At 47.0% G+C, this 20363-nt stretch carries 21 protein-coding genes; 18 read left to right on the forward strand and 3 right to left on the reverse strand.

Going from position 1 to position 20363, the window contains the following annotated elements; translation table 11 throughout:
* The first annotated feature begins 250 nt into the window (after positions 1 to 250).
* The 8 genes from LG211_RS19000 to LG211_RS19035 all read left to right on the forward strand — a co-directional run bounded on the left by LG211_RS19000 (position 251) and on the right by LG211_RS19035 (position 8138).
* On the forward strand, positions 251 to 751 hold the full coding sequence (locus tag LG211_RS19000; protein WP_148397167.1) for a GNAT family N-acetyltransferase: 501 nt from the start codon (positions 251 to 253) through the stop codon (positions 749 to 751).
* Between the two features lie 227 nt (positions 752 to 978).
* Positions 979 to 1662, forward strand: coding sequence for a response regulator transcription factor (locus LG211_RS19005; protein WP_148397168.1), 684 nt, complete (start codon positions 979 to 981; stop codon positions 1660 to 1662).
* Positions 1663 to 1675: 13 nt separating this feature from the next.
* The gene (locus LG211_RS19010; protein ID WP_269478203.1) at positions 1676 to 3589 is read left to right on the forward strand and encodes a sensor histidine kinase; all 1914 of its coding nucleotides are present in this window, start codon (positions 1676 to 1678) and stop codon (positions 3587 to 3589) included.
* A 403-nt stretch (positions 3590 to 3992) separates the two neighbouring features.
* Entirely contained in the window at positions 3993 to 4814 is an 822-nt protein-coding gene (locus LG211_RS19015) for a lipase family alpha/beta hydrolase (protein ID WP_148397170.1), read from the forward strand.
* A gap of 234 nt (positions 4815 to 5048) precedes the next feature.
* Positions 5049 to 5666 (forward strand): dTMP kinase, encoded by a 618-nt coding sequence (gene tmk, locus LG211_RS19020; protein ID WP_253020190.1) that lies wholly within the window; start codon positions 5049 to 5051, stop codon positions 5664 to 5666.
* Complete coding sequence (locus LG211_RS19025) at positions 5663 to 6475, forward strand: hypothetical protein (protein WP_148397172.1); 813 nt, start codon at positions 5663 to 5665, stop codon at positions 6473 to 6475. The genes tmk and LG211_RS19025 overlap by 4 nt, the downstream gene beginning before the upstream one ends.
* 3 nt (positions 6476 to 6478) lie before the next feature.
* Complete coding sequence (locus LG211_RS19030; RefSeq protein ID WP_148397173.1) at positions 6479 to 7405, forward strand: PSP1 domain-containing protein; 927 nt, start codon at positions 6479 to 6481, stop codon at positions 7403 to 7405.
* A gap of 4 nt (positions 7406 to 7409) precedes the next feature.
* Complete coding sequence (locus LG211_RS19035; RefSeq protein ID WP_148397174.1) at positions 7410 to 8138, forward strand: tRNA1(Val) (adenine(37)-N6)-methyltransferase; 729 nt, start codon at positions 7410 to 7412, stop codon at positions 8136 to 8138.
* Positions 8139 to 8150: 12 nt separating this feature from the next.
* On the opposite strand, the gene LG211_RS19040 is transcribed toward LG211_RS19035, so the two are convergent.
* Together LG211_RS19040 and LG211_RS19045 are read right to left on the reverse strand one after the other, a co-directional pair.
* Positions 8151 to 8678, reverse strand: coding sequence for a spore maturation protein (locus LG211_RS19040; protein ID WP_148397175.1), 528 nt, complete (start codon positions 8676 to 8678; stop codon positions 8151 to 8153).
* Complete coding sequence (locus LG211_RS19045) at positions 8662 to 9252, reverse strand: nucleoside recognition domain-containing protein (protein ID WP_148397176.1); 591 nt, start codon at positions 9250 to 9252, stop codon at positions 8662 to 8664. Before LG211_RS19045 ends, LG211_RS19040 begins: the two co-directional genes overlap by 17 nt.
* Positions 9253 to 9412: 160 nt before the next feature.
* Here LG211_RS19045 and LG211_RS19050 point away from each other — a divergent pair, with 160 nt between their 5' ends.
* The 4 genes from LG211_RS19050 (at position 9413) to LG211_RS19065 (ending at position 12534) form a co-directional block, all read left to right on the forward strand.
* Complete coding sequence (locus LG211_RS19050) at positions 9413 to 9745, forward strand: hypothetical protein (RefSeq protein WP_148397177.1); 333 nt, start codon at positions 9413 to 9415, stop codon at positions 9743 to 9745.
* Between the two features lie 72 nt (positions 9746 to 9817).
* The gene (locus LG211_RS19055; protein ID WP_148397178.1) at positions 9818 to 10060 is read left to right on the forward strand and encodes an AbrB/MazE/SpoVT family DNA-binding domain-containing protein; all 243 of its coding nucleotides are present in this window, start codon (positions 9818 to 9820) and stop codon (positions 10058 to 10060) included.
* A 235-nt stretch (positions 10061 to 10295) separates the two neighbouring features.
* On the forward strand, positions 10296 to 11570 hold the full coding sequence (murA, locus tag LG211_RS19060; protein ID WP_253020188.1) for a UDP-N-acetylglucosamine 1-carboxyvinyltransferase: 1275 nt from the start codon (positions 10296 to 10298) through the stop codon (positions 11568 to 11570).
* A 427-nt stretch (positions 11571 to 11997) separates the two neighbouring features.
* Positions 11998 to 12534, forward strand: coding sequence for a rubrerythrin family protein (locus LG211_RS19065; RefSeq protein ID WP_148397180.1), 537 nt, complete (start codon positions 11998 to 12000; stop codon positions 12532 to 12534).
* A 76-nt stretch (positions 12535 to 12610) separates the two neighbouring features.
* Here LG211_RS19065 and spoIID read toward each other — a convergent pair whose 3' ends face one another.
* On the reverse strand, positions 12611 to 13729 hold the full coding sequence (gene spoIID / locus LG211_RS19070) for a stage II sporulation protein D (protein ID WP_269478204.1): 1119 nt from the start codon (positions 13727 to 13729) through the stop codon (positions 12611 to 12613).
* 158 nt (positions 13730 to 13887) lie between these two features.
* Here spoIID and LG211_RS19075 point away from each other — a divergent pair, with 158 nt between their 5' ends.
* The 6 genes from LG211_RS19075 (at position 13888) to LG211_RS19100 (ending at position 20360) form a co-directional block, all read left to right on the forward strand.
* Positions 13888 to 14730 carry a fumarate hydratase gene (locus LG211_RS19075; protein WP_269478205.1) on the forward strand — a complete coding sequence of 281 codons (843 nt, stop codon included), beginning with the start codon at positions 13888 to 13890 and terminating at the stop codon, positions 14728 to 14730.
* Between the two features lie 19 nt (positions 14731 to 14749).
* Positions 14750 to 15307 (forward strand): Fe-S-containing hydro-lyase, encoded by a 558-nt coding sequence (locus tag LG211_RS19080; RefSeq protein ID WP_253020186.1) that lies wholly within the window; start codon positions 14750 to 14752, stop codon positions 15305 to 15307.
* Positions 15308 to 16588 carry a M16 family metallopeptidase gene (locus LG211_RS19085; protein ID WP_148397184.1) on the forward strand — a complete coding sequence of 427 codons (1281 nt, stop codon included), beginning with the start codon at positions 15308 to 15310 and terminating at the stop codon, positions 16586 to 16588.
* A complete protein-coding gene (locus tag LG211_RS19090) occupies positions 16589 to 17500 on the forward strand; it encodes a D-2-hydroxyacid dehydrogenase (RefSeq protein WP_148397185.1) in 912 nt (303 codons plus the stop codon).
* On the forward strand, positions 17497 to 18582 hold the full coding sequence (locus LG211_RS19095) for a glycoside hydrolase family 10-like protein (RefSeq protein WP_253020185.1): 1086 nt from the start codon (positions 17497 to 17499) through the stop codon (positions 18580 to 18582). Before LG211_RS19090 ends, LG211_RS19095 begins: the two co-directional genes overlap by 4 nt.
* A gap of 134 nt (positions 18583 to 18716) precedes the next feature.
* Positions 18717 to 20360 (forward strand): family 10 glycosylhydrolase, encoded by a 1644-nt coding sequence (locus LG211_RS19100; RefSeq protein WP_253020184.1) that lies wholly within the window; start codon positions 18717 to 18719, stop codon positions 20358 to 20360.
* Positions 20361 to 20363 lie beyond the last annotated feature (3 nt).

Raw genomic sequence — 20363 nt, forward strand, 5'->3', positions numbered from 1 at the left:
TGGGAAAGTAGGACGTTGCCAATTTTACAAAAATAGAGACTGTTTAAACAGTCTCTATTTTTATGTAAAATTGGACAACGAAAAGAGAGAGCCGAAGGTAGGCTCCCGACTGGAGGAGCGAAAGAGGCAGTTTTTTCAACAACAGGACCATTTCGCCCAGATGTTGAGAAAAAAAGGTACCTTGTTTTTCATACAGGTCAAGCATTTATGGTATAATGAACAATATGAATGAAAGCACGGGGGACAAATTATGGAAGAAAGAAAAAACGGACGCAAGGAGCTGCAGATCAGACAGGCACAGCCTGAAGATGCGGCCATGGTAGTAGCGTTTATGCAGAAACTGGGGACATACCAAAAAATGAGAGATGGCGTCACTGCTACACAAGAAGGCATCCGCAGATTATTGATGGATGGGGCTGGTGAAGCGATCTTCGGCGATTTGGAAGGAAAGACGATTGCTTTCCTGTATTATTACAATAACTCTTCAGCCTTCATTGGAGAGAAAGGGCTGTATATCGATGGATTTTATGTGGACGAAGCCTATCGGGAGCATGGATTCGGCAAACAGATGATGAAATATATGGCAAACCTGGCGCTTCAAAGGGGGTGCAAGCGCCTGGAATGGGGGTGCCTGGACTGGAATGAATCAGCCTTGAACTTTTATGGCAATTTGGGAGCGAAAGGCGTGGATATCATGACGATTTACCGATTAACGCCCGATAAAATACAGGATTTAGCTGATTCGAAATAACCAGGATCAAAGAGTGAAACGGACTGACGCAAGAAGCGAAGCGATTTGCTTCATGTATCAGCCCGTTTTCTGTCTGCACGCCTTTTTGCCTATATCAATCGGGTTTCATTAAAAATTGCAGACAACATCCTCTTTAAAGAAATAGGTATTTTAAACAATTCTTAAAGAGTTTCCTGATTTTATCTTAAAGTTTGTTATGGCATAATACTATTGGAGGTTGACAAAGGATGTATAACATATTAATATGCGACGATGAAAAAGATATTGTCTCCGCTATAAAAATCTATCTTGCAAGTAATGATTACCATCTGTATGAGGCGTATGACGGTCGGGAAGCTCTGGAAGTCATTGAGCAAGAAGAGATTCATTTGATTCTTCTTGACATTATGATGCCCAAACTGGACGGTGTGCAAGTGCTGGCACAAATGCGTAAGAATTATAATATCCCTGTCATTTTTCTTACGGCAAAGAGTGAGGATACTGATAAAATATTGGGTCTTAACCTGGGTGCGGACGATTATATCACAAAACCGTTTAATCCGGTAGAATTACTGGCAAGGGTAAAGTCGCAGCTGCGGCGTTATATGGAATTGGGGTCAGGAAACAAACAGAAGCAGGTTTTGAAGGTGGGGGATATCGAGCTGGATGACATAGCTAAGGCTGCTTTTCTGATGGGAGAACCGGTGGGACTGACGCCAAAAGAATACGGAATTCTCAAGTTCCTGATGGAACATCCAAGGCAGGTATTTTCGCCCAAACAGATTTACGGGCAAGTGTGGGAAGAACAGGCCTATGGAGCAGAAGGGACCGTAGCTGTACATATTCGGCATCTTAGAGAAAAACTGGAAGTCAACCCGGAGGAGCCGAGGCATTTAAAAGTTGTTTGGGGGCAGGGATATAAAATAGAGTGAGGTGTGTATTGAAATGGAAGCATTAAAAAAGAATCAATGGGCCAAATTGTCGGCATTTTTGCTGCTGCTGGTATTTGCAGCCATTACATTTTTTTCAGCAATTGTTGTCATAAAAAACTTAAATTATGGATGGTACTCTCAGAGCGGCGAATCCGTCAAGGCTGATATTTATCACGAGACTGCGCTCCAAGCTTCCTCTGAAATTATGGAGGCGGCTGTAGAATATGGAGATTATCAAGATCTTGATGGAAGTGAGGTTCCAAAACTGGTTGACTATGGGCCGGATGAAGAAATTCTAGCAGGGGAAAAACATGCTGCAGGCTTTGGATATACGATTTTTTCAGCAGCAACGCAAGAGGGTGAAGAAAGACAAGCGGTTCGAGCGGTTAATGCAAGTTTGGAATCCGATCCCCAGGCATATACAGAGACCTTTGACCATAGCGATTACCGAATCGCTATCTACCTAAAACCTAGTGAAATAGGAGGTGGACTGCCGGCAGAGATAGGGGCGGTCTATCTATCCAACAGTAATATTTACCAATACCGCAGCTACGCGATCGCGGTCGGTATTGCAGGATTGGTCCTCTCTATTGCCCTGTTTTGCTTCTTAATGGCCAGCGCAGGATATGGGGCGGAAAACGAATCAGAGGGAATATTGAAAATCCTTCCTCTGGATTTGCTGGGGCTGGTATCCCTGATCGTGTTATATACGGCACTCCGGTTTCTGCGTGATATCGGCGGTCCGGGAGATAACGTTGAACGAGATATTGTTCCTTTCGGGCTGGGTATTATGATGGCCGTTGCGGTTATAACAGGATTTTTTATGGTTTTTTCCGCCAGAACCAAGCAGAGTAAGTGGTGGCACAGTACGGTTCTTTATCAGGGCTTGCACATCTTGCGTAAAGGCGGAAGATATATGCTCTCGTTTATGAAAACTGTTCCGTTGGTATGGCGAACGGCTTTAGGTGCGGCAGTATTTCTTCTCTTGAACCTGATGTTGGTGCCGATGATGTACAACAACGGGGTGCTCGTGCTCCTGTGGGGCGGCCTGCTGATCGCGGCGTGTGTATTTGTGGTTTATATTGCATTGGGACTCAAAAAGCTGCAAGAGGGGGGAAAACATCTTGCAGACGGCGACCTCAGCTACCAGATTGATAAGAGCGGCCTGCGCTGGGATTTGGCCAGTCATGCGGAAGATCTCAACAGCATCGGAAAGGGAATGTCAAAGGCTGTAGAAGAACGATTAAAAAGTGAACGTTTTAAATCGGAGTTGATTACGAATGTTTCTCATGATATTAAGACGCCGCTTACTTCGATTATTAATTATGTGGATTTTCTCAAGAAGGAAGAGCTGGACAATGAACAGGCAAAGGAGTATATCAAGGTTCTGGACCGCCAGTCCGGACGCTTGAAAAAGTTGATTGAGGATTTGGTGGATGCATCCAAGGCCGCTACCGGAAATGTGAAACTGAACCTGTCTCCGTGTCAGGTAGGGGTTCTGATGACGCAGACAACGGGCGAGTATAAAGAAAAAGCGGAAGCCAGCGACTTAAACATCATTATGAGGCTGCCTGAGCAAGAGCTGGAAATCATGGCCGACGGCAGAAGGCTGTGGCGAGTTTTTGACAATCTATTAAACAATATCTGCAAATATTCTCAGCCAGGGACAAGGGTCTATCTAAGCCTGGAAGAAAAGAACGGGGATGCGGTCATCACCTACCGGAATACTTCTCGCTATGAGCTGGATATTTCAGAGGAAGAATTGATGGAACGCTTTGTAAGGGGTGACAGTTCGCGCCATACCGAAGGCAGCGGCCTGGGTTTATCCATCGCCCGCAACCTAGTGGAATTACAGGGCGGAACCTTTGATATCGTGATTGACGGTGATTTGTTTAAGGTAGTGATCCGGTTTAAAACGATCGATTAAATGGAAGAAATAGGATTAGCGCGGTTAAACCAGCTCTTGGCTGGTTTGACCGCACTTTATTTTTTGGGAATGGAGTTTATACGGGCTAGATGGTGGGCAGTTTCCAGAAAACTGATTTGATTCATGCGGCAGTGCTGGTGCGGTGTTCAAGCTTATACTAAATTTTTAGTTTTTAAAAGTTTCGTGTAGAATTTTAACTGATTTGAAGCCCTTACGGGGCTAATGGGCTAAGAATGGGATAATTGGCGTTACTGTCCAGCCATTGCCGGCGGACTGTCACACGGCCGGGCATTCTTCACGCGAGGGAAGAGGTGTGGTATAATGTTCGCATGGATGAAAACGGCGTTGCCGAGAGGAGGCGAGCATTGAAGCCCGCGGGCTGCAAGGAAGGAGTTTTGGGAGAGTGGATGATACTTGTGCGACAAAATATCCGATTATGCTGATTCATGGCATTGGTTATAGGGATGGGGATTATGACCGCTACTGGGGCCGGATTCCCGGATTCCTGCAAAAGCACGGGGCGGAAATCTATTTTGGCAATCAAGATGCTTTTGGCAGCGTGGAACATAATGCAGCCCAGATCAAGCTTTCTGCGGAAAAGGTCCTTGCAGAAACAGGAGCGGAAAAGGTCAACCTGATTGCCCACTCCAAGGGCGGGATAGAAGCACGGTTTATGGTTTCACGGCTGGGTATGGCCTATAAGACAGCTTCCCTTACCACCCTGGCGACTCCCCACCGGGGCATCCTTTCCATGGATAAGATGAAAAAACGTGCCGGGGCGGCCTATAAAGGACTTTTGTCCCTTTTCAATCTCATGCTGCGCTACGACGGAGGAGAAAAAAACAATTCCCTAAAGCCCTACGAACAGCTTACAGCTGATTACATGGGGGTTTTTAACCAACTGGTCCCCGATATGGAGGAGGTCTACTATCAGAGTTATGCTTTTGACATGAAAAACAGTTGGAGCAATCCGGCTATGGGAATTTTTTACACGCTGGTGAAGAAGATCGAGGGCCCCAACGATGGGCTGGTCTGCGTGGAGTCTGCCAAGTGGGGCGACTTTAGAGGTATTTATTCGGGGCCGGGGAAAAAAGGGATTTCCCATCCCCAGGCGGTGGATTCCGATATGAAGGCGCTGACGGAACGGCGAACCGGCGGAGGTGTGGCAGATATTACTGACCTTTACTGGGACATCGCAGCCAGATTGAAAGCACTGGGATATTAGTGTTGTGAAAACGCCGCCGGACATGGTATAATATCATGTATATTTTGTGCAATTTATGAAAAGAAGGGGGCGTAATATGGCTTTCATGACAATCCTAAAAATTATATTCGTATTACTGCTCTGTGTCCCTCTCGCATATGTGATCATATATTTTCTCATGCAGCTGATTGATGAGGTTGTAAAGCAAAATAAAGACAATGGCGGAAGCAAGAAATCAAACAGGAGAGGCAGAAGATGAAAAACGGACTGTTTATTACGCTGGAAGGGCCTGACGGGTCAGGAAAATCAACACAGATAGAAAGAATTCGGACTTTTTTCAAGCAGCGGGGAGAAAAAGTGATTCTAACAAGGGAACCAGGAGGGACCCCCATCAGCGAAAAAATTCGAACCATTATTTTAGATAAAGAAAACCGTGACATGGATGCCATGACCGAGGCCATGCTATATGCGGCGTCCCGGGCCCAGCATGTGGCTCAGGTGATCAGACCGGCCCTTGAGCGGGGTGAACATGTCATCTGCGATCGTTTTATCGATTCCAGCATTGCCTATCAAGGGTACGGCCGGGATTTAGGCGATTGTGTTTCGATCATCAATGCCTATGCGGTCAGAGACTGCATCCCGGATATCACCTTCCTTTTAAAAATAGATCCCAGCATCGGCAAAGGACGAATTGAACAGGAAGCTGAAGATCGGATTGAAATGGAAGCGCTGGACTTTCATAATCGAGTGTATGAGGGGTACGAAGAGCTGGAACTCCAGTTCCCAAGCCGCATTGTTGGTATTGACGCCAGCAGGGACGTTGAAGCTATCAGCGGGGAGATTTTGGAACATATAGAAAGGCTTTTAAAATGAGCTTTGATCAGATTAAGGGAAATGAAAAATTAAAGGATCGGCTGTCGGCGGCGATCCGGAGTGGAAATATCTCCCACGCCTATATCTTTGAAGGTGAGGCCATGCTGGACAAGAAAGCGTTCGCAGAAGCTTTCATAAAAGCGGTTTTATGTAAAGAAGCGCCGGCAGAAGGCTGTGATCAATGTGTGATTTGCAGCAAGATTGACCATGGTAACCATGAGGACTTGATCTATCTGCAAGCTGACGGGAGCAGTATCAAGGACGAGGCTATCGAACATTTGCAGGAACGGCTGAAGACAAAACCATACGGAGATCGGAATGTGGCTATTATCAGCGATGCTGATACAATGACGCTGCGAGCGCAGAATCGTCTTTTAAAAACGCTGGAAGAACCTGCAGAGGGGACGATCTTGATTCTATTATCGGAAAATCTTGAAAACCTGACCCAGACCATCTTATCCAGATGTGTAAAATTCCGTCTCAGCTATTTTGGAAAAGAAAGCTATGAAGGAATGCTGGACAAGGCCAGAGAAGTGGCGGACATGCTCCTTGACGGCCAGCCCTTTTATAAGAGGAAAGAAGCTGTTGCGGAAATCATGAAAGACAGCGGCCAGACCTATGCATTTTTGGATGCGTTGGAAAAAGTATACCGGGATTTTTTAGTGGAAAACACGGAAGCGGGAAAACTGTATAAAAAGAGCCAAATCTACCGCAATGTAGATTTAGTTGAACAAGCGAGAAGACAGATCCAGCGGGGTGTGGCCAAGAGCTATGCTCTCAAGGACTTGATGATAAAAATTGGAGGATAAAGAATGGTAAAAGTAGTAGGCGTTAAATTCAAAACTGCCGGTAAAGTATACTATTTCGATCCGGCTGATCTGGAGGTCGAGATCGGAACAAATGTCATTGTTGAAACAGCCAGAGGCATGGAATTTGGAACAATCAATATGGCGGAAAAGGAAGTTCATCCCTCAGAGATCGTTATGCCGCTGAAAAAGATTATTCGCATCGCTGATGAAAAGGACTGCAAAAAACATAGGGACAATGTGAAGAAAAAAGAGCGCGCTCTGCGTTTGTGCCAGGAAAAGATTAATAAACACAAGTTAGAGATGAAACTGATCGACGTGGAATATACCTTTGACAACAGCAAGATCATTTTTTACTTCACTGCCGACGGCCGGGTGGATTTTCGAGAGTTAGTCAAGGATCTGGCCGGTGTATTCAAGATGCGCATTGAGCTGCGCCAAATTGGCGTGCGGGATGAAGCAAAAATGATGGGCGGCATTGGAACCTGCGGCCGCAGCCTATGCTGCCACAGCTGGCTGTCCGAGTTCGAACCGGTTTCCATAAAAATGGCGAAAGTTCAGAACCTTTCCTTGAATCCAACCAAGATTTCCGGTATCTGCGGGAGATTGATGTGTTGCCTGAAGTACGAAAACGATGTTTACATGGAGATGAGAAAGGGCCTGCCGGACAACGGAGAACGAATTAAAACGCCGGACGGCATGGCAGTGGTTGTGGATACCAATATTTTGGAAAATAACATCAAGACCAGGCTGATCCTGGAAGAAGGAAACAAAGAAAAAGACCGCCAGGAAAAGTTGAGTACAGAGTTTTATAATTACAAAAAAGAAGAAATCAAACGTCTTGGTAAGGGCAAAAAGAAGAAGAGAAATGATGACCTGGAAGAGCTGGACGGAGAACTGTTGGCAGAGATCAAGGATCTGCTGAAGGATTAGAGCCATGCTGTACCCAGGGGAGCGTATTGATCAGATCGGGTTTTCCAATTTAAAGCTGATCCAAAAACCGGAAGACTTTTGCTACGGCGTAGATGCTGTGATCCTGGCGGATTTTGCCTCCAAAAGACAGGCACGGCGAATGGTTGATCTGGGAACAGGAACCGGGATCATACCCCATATTCTCAGCCATAAAACCAATGCAGAGAAGATATACGGTATTGAATATCAAAAGGATGCCTGCCAGAGAGCAATAAGAAGCGCGCGGCTGAACGGCCTTGGAGACCGGCTGTCTTTCATTGAAGCGAATGTAGCAGAGTTCGATCAACTCAATGGGTGGGCCGATGCAGTAACGGCCAATCCGCCCTACATGCCTGGAAACGCAGGTATTGCCAACCGGAATGAAGCCAAAACCATCGCCCGCCATGAAACGGTAGGAACGCTGGAAGACTTCATCAGCTGCGCTGCACGGCTGCTGTGCGACCGAGGCGATTTTTATATGGTCCATAGACCCAGCAGGCTGGTCGATATTTTTTCCATTTGCAGAAACTACCGTCTGGAGCCGAAAGAGCTTCGTTTTGTGGCACCCCGCCGAGGGCAGATTCCCAATATTGTCCTACTTCATTCTGTAAAAGGAGGGGGACCGGAACTCAAGCTTTTACAGACGCTTTGCGTATACAAAGAAAAGGGCGTTTATTCCGATGAAATACAGCGAATCTACGAACGAATCCGCTGAAGCCGCCGGAAGCTACATGATCTGACAAATAAGAACAGAAGCAAAAATGCCGACAATATAACCGATGAGGCCTGCCGCAAAGGCGTGTCTCATTTTTTTTACAGCAGTGACGCCAAAATAAAGCGCCAGAACATAGAACACGGTCTCGCAGCTTCCGACCATAACAGAGGCGGCTCTGCCGATGAGGGTATCGGCTCCGTTTTCCTGCATGATGCGCTCTGCCAGAACCAGGGAGCCGCTGCCGGATACAGGACGGAGCATGATCAGAGAGATTAATTCCTTGGGGATACCGGCGAACTCAAAGACAGGACCTAAAAGACCCTCCAGCCATTCCATGGCACCGGAAGCAGTGATCGCTTCAATGCCGATAAAGATGGCAATGATAAAAGGCAGGATTTCTACTGCCGTCGTGATGCCGTCTTTGGCGCCTTCCGCAAAGAGATCATAAACCGCTACTTTTTTCTTCAGCCCATAGACGATAATGACGGTTATAATAACAGGTATAAAAAAGACCGAAATTGTGCTAAGGACGGTTGACATCCGGATACTTCCTTTCAAAAAATTTGCATACTGCTACAGAAACGACCATAGAAATCAAGCCTGCGATGATAGACGGAATGATTATGCTCCCAGAATTGACAGAACCCAGATCATTTCGGATTTTGATGATTGTAACTGGAACCAGCTGCACCATGGACATGGTTACCGCCGTAAACATGCACATGGCGTTGCTGGCCTGAGGAGACTGGTGATTCTCATCATCCAGCCGTTCCATTGCTTTTAAGGAAAAAACCGTGGCGCTGTTTCCGGCGCCGAAAATATTAGCTACAAAGCTCATCAGCATGACGGCGATAGTCTGATCGTCCTTTTCATGGGGGAAAAGATAATGCATTAGAGGGCGTACTTTCCGAGAAATTTTTTCAATCAGCCCAGACTTGTCGGCGATATTCATAAGACCGCTCCATACCGCCATGATTCCGATGAGACTGATCACGAATTCCACTGCTTCCGTACAGCTCTCCATCAGCCCGTCGGTAAAGCTGCTCAGGTTCCCGCTGACACAGGCAAAGCCGATTCCCAGGCAGAGCATTCCTGCCCATATATAGTTCATCATTGTTTGTCACCTCAAAGTAAACTTATTCTGGAACCTTTAAAATATGTACGAAATCGCTTCTTAACGATTAATTAAGAAAATAGATTATAAAAACTTGTTGAAACAATTTACAATTTATGTAATAATAGAAATATATTGTTTAAGGGGCGGAGGTATTAAAATGGTAGTAACACTAGATTTAAAGGCATTAGGATGGGCATTGATCATAATTGCTCTGTTGGTTTTGATTATTTTTTGTATCGTATTTATGAAGAATTTCATCGCAACCATCAGGCATACCAATAAGATCCTTGCAGATGCGGAGCGAATCTCTACGATCGCGGCTGAGAGGACGGAGCAAGTAAATGAGTCCATTGGCGATGTAGCGGAATCTCTTAGTGGAATGGCGGATGTAATTAAAGGAAATCAAAGCGTCGTTGCAGCCCTGACCTCCATTGTCAACGCGCTTAGCTCCCTGAAAAACCTGGTGACTAGAAACAAAGATAAGGAATAGTAAGGGTGAATTTTGTGGGTCCGTGGCAGATCAGATGAAGGGCTGTACCTTGCTGCGGAGAAAGGAGAAATCATGAAAGCAACAGGTATTGTTAGGAAAGTGGATGAACTGGGCAGGATCGTATTGCCGATTGAACTGAGGAGAACACTGGATATTGAGATCAAGGATCCAATTGAGATCTTTGTGGACGAGGATTACATCCTGCTTAAAAAATACGAACCGTGCTGTATCTTCTGCGGCAGCGCCAAAACCGTAAAGCAGGTAAAAGGCAAAAATGTATGTGAAAATTGTATTAAAGAGCTTCAGGAACTATAGAACGGTTTGATGGAGCATGTGAAAAAGCGTTGCTTGCAATGCTTTTTTTCTTTATATTGGAATGTTTCTGTATAAAGAAGGCAAGAATAATTAGGAAAGAAAGAGGCAATAAAAAATATGTTTTGTTCCCCTTTAGCATGAAACATTTAATGTCTCTTTCTTTTTTTATTATCCTTGAAATGGAGTAATGAAACAGTTATACTGTAAGTTAGAGAAAAATGTTTGGAGGAAAGAAGTGGCAAAATTTTTGGTGCAAAAGAGTGCTCCGTTAAAAGGGGAAGTCGAAATTAGCGGAGCAAAAAATGCTGTACTTCCGATCATGGCGGCGGCTTTGCTGACGGATGATAAGTGTACGATCATGGAAACCCCGGCCTTGAGGGATGTTGATGTTATGTGCCGTCTGCTTCGCAGCCTGGGTGCCGAGGTTAACGACAAGCTGGATGAAAACATTGTTGAGATAGAAGCAAAAGATGTGGTGGAATCAGAAGCTCCTTTTGAGCTGGTAAAAAAGATGCGCGCCTCGATCCTGGTGATTGGGCCGTTGCTGGCTAGGACAGGCAAAGCAATTATACCTTTACCCGGCGGCTGTGCCATCGGCAAGCGGCCGATTGAACTACACCTAAAGGGCCTGCGGGCATTGGGCGTGGAGATTAAAGAGGATGCTGACCATCAAGGCCCGCTGGAGGCCAGGGTGGACAAGCTGGTAGGCAACGATGTTTACCTGGATTTCCCCAGCGTGGGGGCGACTGAGGTGATTATCATGGCAGCGGCTCTGGCAGAAGGAACGACCATAATTGAAAATGCGGCACAGGAACCGGAGATCGTCGATCTCGCCAACTTTTTGAATAAGATGGGAGCTCGGATCAAAGGCGCCGGCACAGATACGGTTAAGATCGAAGGCGTGGAACGGCTACATGGCGTCAGCCATCATGTCATTCCGGACCGCATCGAGGCAGGAACCTTTATGGTTGCCTCGGTCATTACCAAAGGTAATATTCTGATTCGGAATATCCTGCCGGATCATGTTAAGCCTGTGACTGCCAAATTGAGAGAGTGCGGCGCTGAAATCTACATGACCGATGAAGGCATGGTAGTACGAGGAGACGTGAATCCGATCGTTTCTACTGACATTAAAACGATGCCCTACCCGGGGTTTCCCACCGATATGCAGTCGCCGTTCATGGCGCTTTTGGCAGTATCCAAAGGACCCAGCGTCGTAATTGAGACCGTCTTTGAAAACCGATTCATGCATGTGGCCGAGTTCAACCGGATGGGCGCGAATATCAAGACTGACGGTAATTGTGCGATCATACCTGGAGCTAAACAGCTGCAGGGTGCGCAGGTTGTAGCGACCGACCTGCGGGCGGGAGCGGCTGTCGTTCTCACAGGTCTGGTAGCAGAAGGAACTACCGAAGTATCGGACATTTATCATATAGATCGGGGTTATGAGAAATTCGTGGAAAAATTCAGAGGGTTGGGAGCAACGATTATTCGAATTGAAGACAACTAGTTTGTATGGAAACCGCAACAGCATAATGTTAAGGGCTGCTGCGGTTTTTTAGTGCCTATCTGCTAACGGTGTTACTTATCGCTGGAATGTACCATGTCTGCCGCCAGTTATAAAACTTGATATATGCAGCGGCTGATCTGGGATCGAGTCATCGCGCGGAACTCCAATTATGAAATGATAATTCAAAATTTTCGAAATCTACTGCTGAAATATGATATACTGGAAAAGAAAGTGAGCAAAACTGCGAAATTTCTAACTTTATTATAAATAAAAGGAAAGTTTTTTGCTTTTTTGCTAAAAATACTATTGACTATTGGCTTATAATAGTATATATTACTTATTGAGAAGAGTTACTAATAGTAAACAGTAACCAATGAGTAGTGCTAACAAAATCGATAGAATGAGAGATTTATTGAGGAGGAACAAAATGAAAGATTTAAAAGGAACAAAAACACTGGAAAATTTACTGACCGCGTTCGCAGGGGAATCACAGGCTAGAAACAAATACACCTTCTTTGCTTCCAAAGCAAAAAAAGACGGATACGTTCAGATCGCAAAGCTCTTTGAAGAAACGGCTGCCAATGAAAAAGAACATGCTGAGCTGTGGTTCAAGCATGCAGTAGGCATCGGAACAACAGAAGAAAACCTGATCGCTGCTGCTGAAGGTGAAAACTATGAATGGACTGAAATGTATGCGGAAATGGCGAAAACAGCCAGAGAAGAAGGATTCCCTGAAATCGCCGCACAGATGGAAGGCGTAGCTGCTATCGAAAAGGAACACGAAGAAAGATATAGAAAGCTGGCTGAGAACGTAAAAACAGGCAAAGTATTTGCTAAGGATGAAGAGGTTGTTTGGCAGTGCTCCAACTGTGGACACCAATTTGTCGGTAAAGAAGCTCCTCAGGTTTGCCCGGTATGCTTCCACGCTAAGGCTTACTTCCAGGTTAAAGCAGAAAACTACTAAAAATATATAGCCTTTGATAAGAGGTTGCTGCACAACATGCAGCAGCCTCTTTTGACTAGTTACGAAATCCACGCCCTTAAAGAATGACTGTGCCGCTGTAATAGTGGGACAGAATTTCTTTATAGCTGTAACCAGCTTTGGCCATACCATTGGCCCCGTACTGGCTCATGCCCACGCCGTGGCCGGAGCCTGTGGTGGTAAAGGTGATCTTATTGCCAGAAATGCTGATTTTAAAATTAGCCGAAAACAGCCCCAGAGCCTCGCGAACCTGTTTGCCTGTGGCAGTGCCGCCGCCGATCTGCATCTTCTCCACCCGGCCGCCGTTGCTGTGGGAAAGGATTTTTATGCTGCCTGCAGAAACTGAACCATAACCGGCTTTTGGATAAGCGGTTTTCATTTTCGAAGCAAAGTCTGAAATGGAAAGCGTTGTGTTTTCTTGCTTGTGAGTGGCCTCGTTTTCATAAGGACTTTCTACGCTGACAAGATAGGGAACGGAAGCTGAGAAAACGTCTTCGCAATTCTCGGTTTTCCCGCCGCTGGAAGAGTGGAACAGTGCCTGCTCTACCAATTTCCCATCGTAATATAATAGCTGGCCTTTGGTCTCATCCACCGCAGCCGAAATCTTTTTCCAATCCGACTTCATCCATTTAGAGCCTTTGGATTTTTTCAAGTCAGCTTCATCCTGATAAACCTGACAATGCACCGTATCGCATACCGGCGCTTTTGAATGGGTACCGGGATTTCCGCTTTTTTTTGCGCCAAGATATCTGGATAAAGAATAGGTGCGGGCCGCAACTGCCTGAGCTTTCAGCGCTTCTTTTTCAAAGGTGGACGGCATTTCACTGGCCACAACGCCTTTAACATAATCCTCAAAGGCGACGGATTCCGTTTTCCCGGAAGCTTTTCGATATACACGGATCTTTGCAGGAGCCGTTTCCTTTTTAACTGTTTGCCCGGCCGGAGCCGTCTGCGCCTTGTCCTGAGTTTTTTCAGGCGCAGGAGGAGTCTCGGGAATAAAGACTTTCGTGATAGTGAAGGGAACGACCACTAATACGAAAACGACCGTCATCAGACTGAGCAATATTGGCTTGAGAAATTTCCTGTATTGGCCGCTTCCGGCTGAACGCCCTCTACGTCTTGTCCTGATTTGGGGTATATGAATTTTGTTTCGCATCTTTCTTATTTTTCGTCTCATCGCGTCCTCCAAAGGTAATGTACATAATATGGTATGCGGCAAAAAGACCTGATATGAATAAAAAGAGATTTCCGGATCAAACGGCCTGTCTTGTTAAGCAATGGATTTTAGCGTATACTATAAAAGAATGAAATGTCAGGAAAGAAGAGGGAGGAATTATGAGAACACTCGACGTAAAAGAGATTACCAGCGCTGTGGCGGAAATGGCGAAAGAAACCAACCATTTCCTCAGCAGTGATGTCAAGTGCGCCATCTCTGGCCGTGCAAAAAAAGAACCATGGCCGGTAGCTAAAGGCGTATTGGAAAAAATAGAAGAGAACATTGCCATTGCAGAAGAAGGCGTTCTGCCTCTGTGCCAGGACACCGGCATGGCCTGCGTGTTTTTAGAGATCGGACAGGATGTCCATCTGGTGGGGGGATCTGTTTACGATGCGGTGAATGAAGGGGTCCGCAGGGGCTATGACGAGGGCTATCTGAGAAAATCGGTGGTCAAGGATCCGCTTCGCAGAGTCAACACCAAGGACAACACCCCGGCGCATATCCACTACGAAATCGTTGATGGAGATCAGGTGAAGGTTATTCTGGCACCCAAAGGGTTTGGCTCAGAAAACATGAGTCAGATCAAAATGCTGCCTCCTTCCGCCGGCGAGAAGGGCGTAAAAGACTTTGTGGTAAAAGTCTGTGAGGATGCGGGAGCAAATCCATGTCCGCCCATCGTAGTCGGAGTCGGCATTGGAGGAACCTTTGACAAAGCGGCATTGATGGCAAAGGAAGCGCTGCTGTACCCCTTTGATGAAGAAAACAGCGACCCTTATTACGCACAGATGGAAGCGGAACTGCTGGAGCGGATCAATGCCCTAGGCATCGGGCCGCAGGGATTCGGCGGAGAGACGACGGCTCTGGCAGTAAAAATAAAAACTGCCCCGACCCATATCGCAGGACTTCCGGTAGCCGTCAATATCAACTGCCATGTTTCACGCCATGCGCAGCGGATTCTGTAGAGAAGCGGAGGAGAAAAATATGGAACATAGAATCAGCGAACCATTCACCACAGAAAAATTCAAGGACTTGAAGGCGGGGGATACCGTCCTGCTGACAGGAACCATTTATACAGCCAGAGATGCCGCCCACAAGCGGATGCTGGAAATGCTTGAGCGGGGAGAAAGCCTGCCCTTTGACATAAAGAACGCCGTCATTTATTATGTGGGGCCCACGCCGGAAAAACCGGGCAATCCGATCGGTTCCGCAGGCCCGACTACCAGCTATCGCATGGATGCTTATGCGCCCGCGCTGCTGGATTTGGGCGAAACAGCCATGATCGGAAAAGGACAGCGCTCTCAGGAAGTAAAGGAAGCCGTGCAGAGAAACGGCGCCGTCTATTTTGCCGCCATCGGCGGTGCGGGGGCGCTGATGGCCCAGCGGGTTTGCCAGTCCCAGATCATCGCCTTTGAAGATTTGGGAGCCGAGGCTGTCCGCAGACTGGAGGTGAAGGAGTTTCCGGTCACAGTGGTTTTAGACAGCTGCGGCGGGGATTTGTATCAAGAAGGCAGGGCAGCATATCTGGAGAGTAGAAAATAGATGGAGCAGAAAGTTATTACCGATAATCAGATTGAAATCTATTCCTATCCCGGCGGCCATCTGCATAGTTTTTGTATAGGACTTTATGTAAAGGCGGGCAGTCTGTATGAATCGGAAGATGAGAACGGGATCACCCACTTTTTGGAACACGTGGTGATCCGCAATATCAACTGGCTCATGGATGGACAGCTCTATCCTTATCTGGATCGGCTGGGACTGATGTTTAATGCCTGTACTTATAAAGAATTCGTCCAGTTCGAGATCACCGGTGCCAAAAAGCATATCCGGGCAGCCATCGATGTCTTTGTCAAGCTTTTTGAAGCCATCCAGCTTCCGGCGGCGGAGATCGATATTGAGCGCAAACGCATCAAAGCAGAGATCCGGGAAGACGATGAGAAGGGATCTTTAGGGTACTTCACCAATGAAATTATTTGGAAGGGAACTCCGCTTGTGCGGCCCATAACCGGAAAAAGCACAGCCTTGGATCGAATGGGCAAAAAAGCCCTCAAAAGCGCCCACGAAGAATGTTTCGTGGCCAACAATATGTTTTTTTACGTGACCGGATGCGCGCAGCAGTCGGATATCGACTATCTGGCAGAAGCAGCAGCGCGGTACCAGCTGAAACCGTCTTCAGCCGCCCGCAGGAATATGGCTCCGGTGCCGGAAGATTTTTTTCACAGGACAAACAATCTGGCTATAAAAAACAGTTCCGATACGGTGGTGCGTTTTTCCTTTGACATCGACAGCGCTAAATATTCCCAAGCAGCCTATATGCTGCTTTACGATATCCTCTTTGACTGTGAAAACTCGAAAATCCACCAAGCCCTTTCCGAGAAATCCGGTTATATTTACAGCTTTGATCCGGGACTGGAGCAGTATAGCAATATTGGCAGCCTTTATTTTCAGTATGAAGTACAGCCTTCCAGGCTGCTGGACTCGGTGAGTATGGTCGTGGATTTGTTCTGCGAGCTTAAGCAAGGAATCACCGACGAATTGGATTATGTGAAAGCAGTCTATATTGATAATAGCGAACTGATTTTGGACCATGCTTCCAACCTGAACTGGACCCAGGCGTATGAAGCCCATATCCTGGGCAGGACCAGCCCCGATTTGGAGCACCGCAGGAAGGAATTCTACGATGCGACAGCAGGCGATATTACCCAGCTGGTGCGAGAGGCCTTTACCCTTTCCAATCTGACTGTAACCTTAAAGTGCAAGAAGAGTAAAAAACTGGAACGCCAAATGAATGGAATTTTGAAACAACTGGATGAGGAGAACTAAATGAAAATTGTTTTTTTAGACAGCGGTATCGTAAATCCCGGAGACCTTTCCTGGGAGCCCGTTAAAAAACTGGGTGAATTTGAACATTACAAACAGACGTCAACGGACGAGCTGAAAGAGCGGATGCAAGGAGTGGATGCGGTTTTAATCGATGCTTTTTGCTTTGACCGGGAGCGGCTTGAAAGCTGCCCATCTCTGAAGTTTATCGGAATTGCCGCCACTGGATTTAACCATGTAGACCTGACAGCGGCAAAGGAGCTGGGGATCGCGGTGGCCAATGTACCGGCCTATTCTACGGATGCTGTGGCGCAGCAGGCCATCTCACTGCTGCTTGCTGTAACAAATCGTGTGGACCTCTACCATCAATCAGTGGTCACGGGAAACTGGCGGGATTCTGCTGAACCGACCTTCCTCACTACTCCCATCACTTTGCTGGCCGGCAAATCCATGGGCATCATCGGTTATGGAAATATCGGAAAAAAAGTGGCGGAAATCGTTCGGGCCATGGGCATGAATGTCCATGTCTACAGCCAGGACCGGGAGGCAGCGATCAAATCCGATGTGATTTCGCTCCACTGTCCGCTGACGCCAGAAACAGAAAAGCTAATCGACGCATCCTTTATCAGCCGCATGAAAGACGGGGCCATTCTGATCAATACAGCAAGGGGCGGCCTGGTGGATGAAGAGGCCTTAGCTGCAGCCCTCAAATCAGGAAAGCTGGCCGGGGCCGGACTAGACGTACTGGCGCAGGAACCGCCTCTTGAAGGAAGTCCGCTCATCGGGCTGGAAAACTGTTACATCACGCCCCACATCGGATTCAGTCCGGCGGAAACGCGGCGGGTTGTCATCGATACCTGCGCTGCCAACCTGGAAAGCTTTATCAACGGCGGAACCCTGAATCGATTAGTATGAAAAAGAGAAGAAGGAGAAAACGCCGGCTGGCGAAAAAAGAAAAGATCCTGATCTCTGTGCTGATCCTGGTCTTGCTTCTGCTGGCAGCAGCCATCGCAGCATCCGTATTCCACAACAAACAGAGCCGGCCCCAGGAAGAAGTCCGCGCAGTTTGGCTGGCCTATGTGGATTTTAAGGACCTGGGTCTGCACAATCAAAATGAAGCCGATTTTCGCCAAAACGCCCAAGCCTTTTTTGATCAGGCGGAGAAAAACTCGATTAATACGGTTTATTTCCACGTCAGAGCTTTTCGGGACGCGTCCTATCCATCGGAAACCTTTCCCATGAGCAAATACATATGGGACAAAGAAGAGGCGATTCCCTACGACCCGCTGGCGATCATGATTCAGCTGGCCCATAAATACGATATGAAGCTTCATGCATGGCTCAATCCCTATCGAAATCACACCCTGGACGAGAAAATCCTCGATCCGGCTGCGGAAGCTTCCACGGAAGAAATTCTCTCCTGCGTACGGGAAGTCCTGGAAAGCTATGAGGTGGATGGGATCCACTTTGATGATTATTTTTACCGGGAGGACTCCAAGCTGCCTGCTGAGGAAAAAATGTCCAATGTCAACCGTATGGTCCGGTCTGTCTATCAACAGGTAAAGGCATGCGGCAATCATTTTCAGTTTGGGATCAGTCCTGCAGGGAATATAGGTTATTGTGAATCCATCGGGGCAGATGTGCGTACTTGGATGTCGGAGGAAGGATACGTGGACTATATTGTTCCCCAAATCTATTGGACGGATGAACACAGTGCCAAGTGGCGCCCAAAAATGTTTACCGATACTCTGGATGAATGGATTGCAGCCAATGACAGCAATGTTCCGCTTTATGCGGGTCTGGCCCTTTATCGAACGGGCAGGGCTGAGGACGATGATCCCGGATGGGGCGAACGCAGCAATATCCTGGCCGGACAGATCGCCCAGCTGCGGCAGAAATCGTGCGGAGGCTTTGCCTTGTTCAGCGCAAAGGACTTTTTCCGCAAAGGTGCGCAGCCGGAATTGGAAAACTATCGCCGCCAATTGGAGAAAAAGTGAGGCGCCAGGCCAGCATATGTTGACTATATAGCATTGGAGCCTTATAATAAAGCTGAAAGCGCTTTTCGCTGCAAAGTGAAGAACAGCAAGCGGATTTACAGCAGTTACAGTTCTTATACCATGAAGAGGGCAAAATGAAAAAACGAGTCATAGCAATCATTACAGTATGTATCTTTGGAATTACCACGATATTAGGAGGGCTGCCTTTTAATAAAGCTGAGGAAGTCAGCGCCGCCAGCAATCAGGAAGTGAGAGCGGTCTGGCTGGCCTACGTGGACTTCAGTTCACTGGGCATGAAGACAAACAGTGAATCCACCTTCCGTTCCAAGGCTTCGGCTTTTCTGGATAAGGCCAAGTCCAACAATCTCAATACCGTGTATTTTCACGTCAGAGCCTTTGATGACGCGGCTTGGAAGAGCAATACCTTCAAGGCGTCCAAATATCTGACATCAAAGAGTACGTCGGGGAAAACAGCAGCGCAGACCTATTCCTTTGATCCCCTCAGGATCATGGTGGACCTTGCCCACCAAAAGGGAATGGAGCTTCACGCCTGGATGAATCCCTACCGCATCAGCATGGATTATTACCTGGATCCGGCGCTGGATGAATCCACAGGCAGGATTGAAACTGCGGTAAAAGAGGTAATGGCCTATGGAGTGGACGGGATCCATTTTGATGATTATTTTTACCATGCAAAAAAAGGCTATAAAAATCCTGAAGGCAAAGTTACAACAACTAAGGAGCCTTCCGCCAAGACACAGCGCAGCAATGTGAATAAAATGGTGCGCTCCGTTTACAGCACGGTCAAATCCATCAAGGCAAACGCCCAGTTCGGTATCAGTCCCCAAGGCAATATCGATAATTGCCGTGGAGCGGGAGCCGATGTAGACACATGGCTTTCTTCATCGGGATATATCGACTATATCATGCCCCAAATTTACTGGACCGACCAATGGGGTTCCAGCGGAAAGACGAACATGTTCACAAGCCGGATCAAGCAATGGAAAAATCTTAATAAGAACGGGACCACGATGTACATCGGCCTGGCGTCGTATCGGACAGGCATAAAATACAACGATGACCCCGGCTGGAAGAAGAAATCCACCAACCTGGCAGATCAGCTGAATATCCTCCGCTCCTATGGATGTGACGGCTATTCCCTGTTCAGCGCCAAGGATTTGTACCGGAGCGGAGCCAAGACTGAGCTGAGTAATCTGAACAAAATGGTTAAGCGGATTCCAAGGGCTAGTGTGTCTTACAATAATTACAATGCCTTGACAGTCAAATGGAACAAGATTTCCGGAGTTTCCGGCTACCAGATTTACCGGGCCACCAGCAAAAATGGGAAGTATAAAAAGATTAAGACTGCAGGAAGCGGAACGACCAGCTATAAAAACAGTAAGCTGACCGCCGGCAAGACCTATTACTATAAGGTTCGCGCATATAAGGGCGGAACTACTTATTCTTTCTCGTCGGTGGTTTCGAAAAAACCAAAACCAAAGACGCCCAGCATCAGCACCAAGGCCGGAAAACGCAAAATTACGGTCAGCTGGAAAAAAGTTTCGGGAGCATCCGGTTATAAAGTCTATCGGGCAACAAAAAAATCCGGAAAATATAAGACGGTTAAAACCATTAAGAGCAGCAAAACCAGAAAATACACCAACAAAAAGCTGAAGAAGGGCAAACGCTACTACTATAAAGTAAGAGCTTATAAAACGGTTAAGGGTAAGCGCGTATACAGCAGCTACAGTTCTTACAGCAGCAAAAAAGCCAAATAGAAG

The organism is Hominibacterium faecale, assembly GCF_020734085.1.
Lineage (GTDB): Bacteria > Bacillota > Clostridia > Peptostreptococcales > Anaerovoracaceae > Hominibacterium > Hominibacterium faecale.

What these genes read in the sequence shown, in the direction of transcription:
- LG211_RS19000 (WP_148397167.1), top strand. Translation starts at nt 251, where the DNA reads ATGGAAGAAAGAAAAAACGGACGCAAGGAGCTGCAGATCAGACAGGCA.
- LG211_RS19005 (WP_148397168.1), top strand. Translation starts at nt 979, where the DNA reads ATGTATAACATATTAATATGCGACGATGAAAAAGATATTGTCTCCGCT.
- LG211_RS19010 (WP_269478203.1), top strand. Translation starts at nt 1,676, where the DNA reads ATGGAAGCATTAAAAAAGAATCAATGGGCCAAATTGTCGGCATTTTTG.
- tmk (WP_253020190.1), top strand. Translation starts at nt 5,049, where the DNA reads ATGAAAAACGGACTGTTTATTACGCTGGAAGGGCCTGACGGGTCAGGA.
- LG211_RS19025 (WP_148397172.1), top strand. Translation starts at nt 5,663, where the DNA reads ATGAGCTTTGATCAGATTAAGGGAAATGAAAAATTAAAGGATCGGCTG.
- LG211_RS19030 (WP_148397173.1), top strand. Translation starts at nt 6,479, where the DNA reads ATGGTAAAAGTAGTAGGCGTTAAATTCAAAACTGCCGGTAAAGTATAC.
- LG211_RS19035 (WP_148397174.1), top strand. Translation starts at nt 7,410, where the DNA reads ATGCTGTACCCAGGGGAGCGTATTGATCAGATCGGGTTTTCCAATTTA.
- LG211_RS19040 (WP_148397175.1), bottom strand. Translation starts at nt 8,678, where the DNA reads ATGTCAACCGTCCTTAGCACAATTTCGGTCTTTTTTATACCTGTTATT.
- LG211_RS19045 (WP_148397176.1), bottom strand. Translation starts at nt 9,252, where the DNA reads ATGATGAACTATATATGGGCAGGAATGCTCTGCCTGGGAATCGGCTTT.
- LG211_RS19050 (WP_148397177.1), top strand. Translation starts at nt 9,413, where the DNA reads ATGGTAGTAACACTAGATTTAAAGGCATTAGGATGGGCATTGATCATA.
- LG211_RS19055 (WP_148397178.1), top strand. Translation starts at nt 9,818, where the DNA reads ATGAAAGCAACAGGTATTGTTAGGAAAGTGGATGAACTGGGCAGGATC.
- LG211_RS19065 (WP_148397180.1), top strand. Translation starts at nt 11,998, where the DNA reads ATGAAAGATTTAAAAGGAACAAAAACACTGGAAAATTTACTGACCGCG.
- spoIID (WP_269478204.1), bottom strand. Translation starts at nt 13,729, where the DNA reads ATGAGACGAAAAATAAGAAAGATGCGAAACAAAATTCATATACCCCAA.
- LG211_RS19075 (WP_269478205.1), top strand. Translation starts at nt 13,888, where the DNA reads ATGAGAACACTCGACGTAAAAGAGATTACCAGCGCTGTGGCGGAAATG.
- LG211_RS19080 (WP_253020186.1), top strand. Translation starts at nt 14,750, where the DNA reads ATGGAACATAGAATCAGCGAACCATTCACCACAGAAAAATTCAAGGAC.
- LG211_RS19085 (WP_148397184.1), top strand. Translation starts at nt 15,308, where the DNA reads ATGGAGCAGAAAGTTATTACCGATAATCAGATTGAAATCTATTCCTAT.
- LG211_RS19090 (WP_148397185.1), top strand. Translation starts at nt 16,589, where the DNA reads ATGAAAATTGTTTTTTTAGACAGCGGTATCGTAAATCCCGGAGACCTT.
- LG211_RS19095 (WP_253020185.1), top strand. Translation starts at nt 17,497, where the DNA reads ATGAAAAAGAGAAGAAGGAGAAAACGCCGGCTGGCGAAAAAAGAAAAG.
- LG211_RS19100 (WP_253020184.1), top strand. Translation starts at nt 18,717, where the DNA reads ATGAAAAAACGAGTCATAGCAATCATTACAGTATGTATCTTTGGAATT.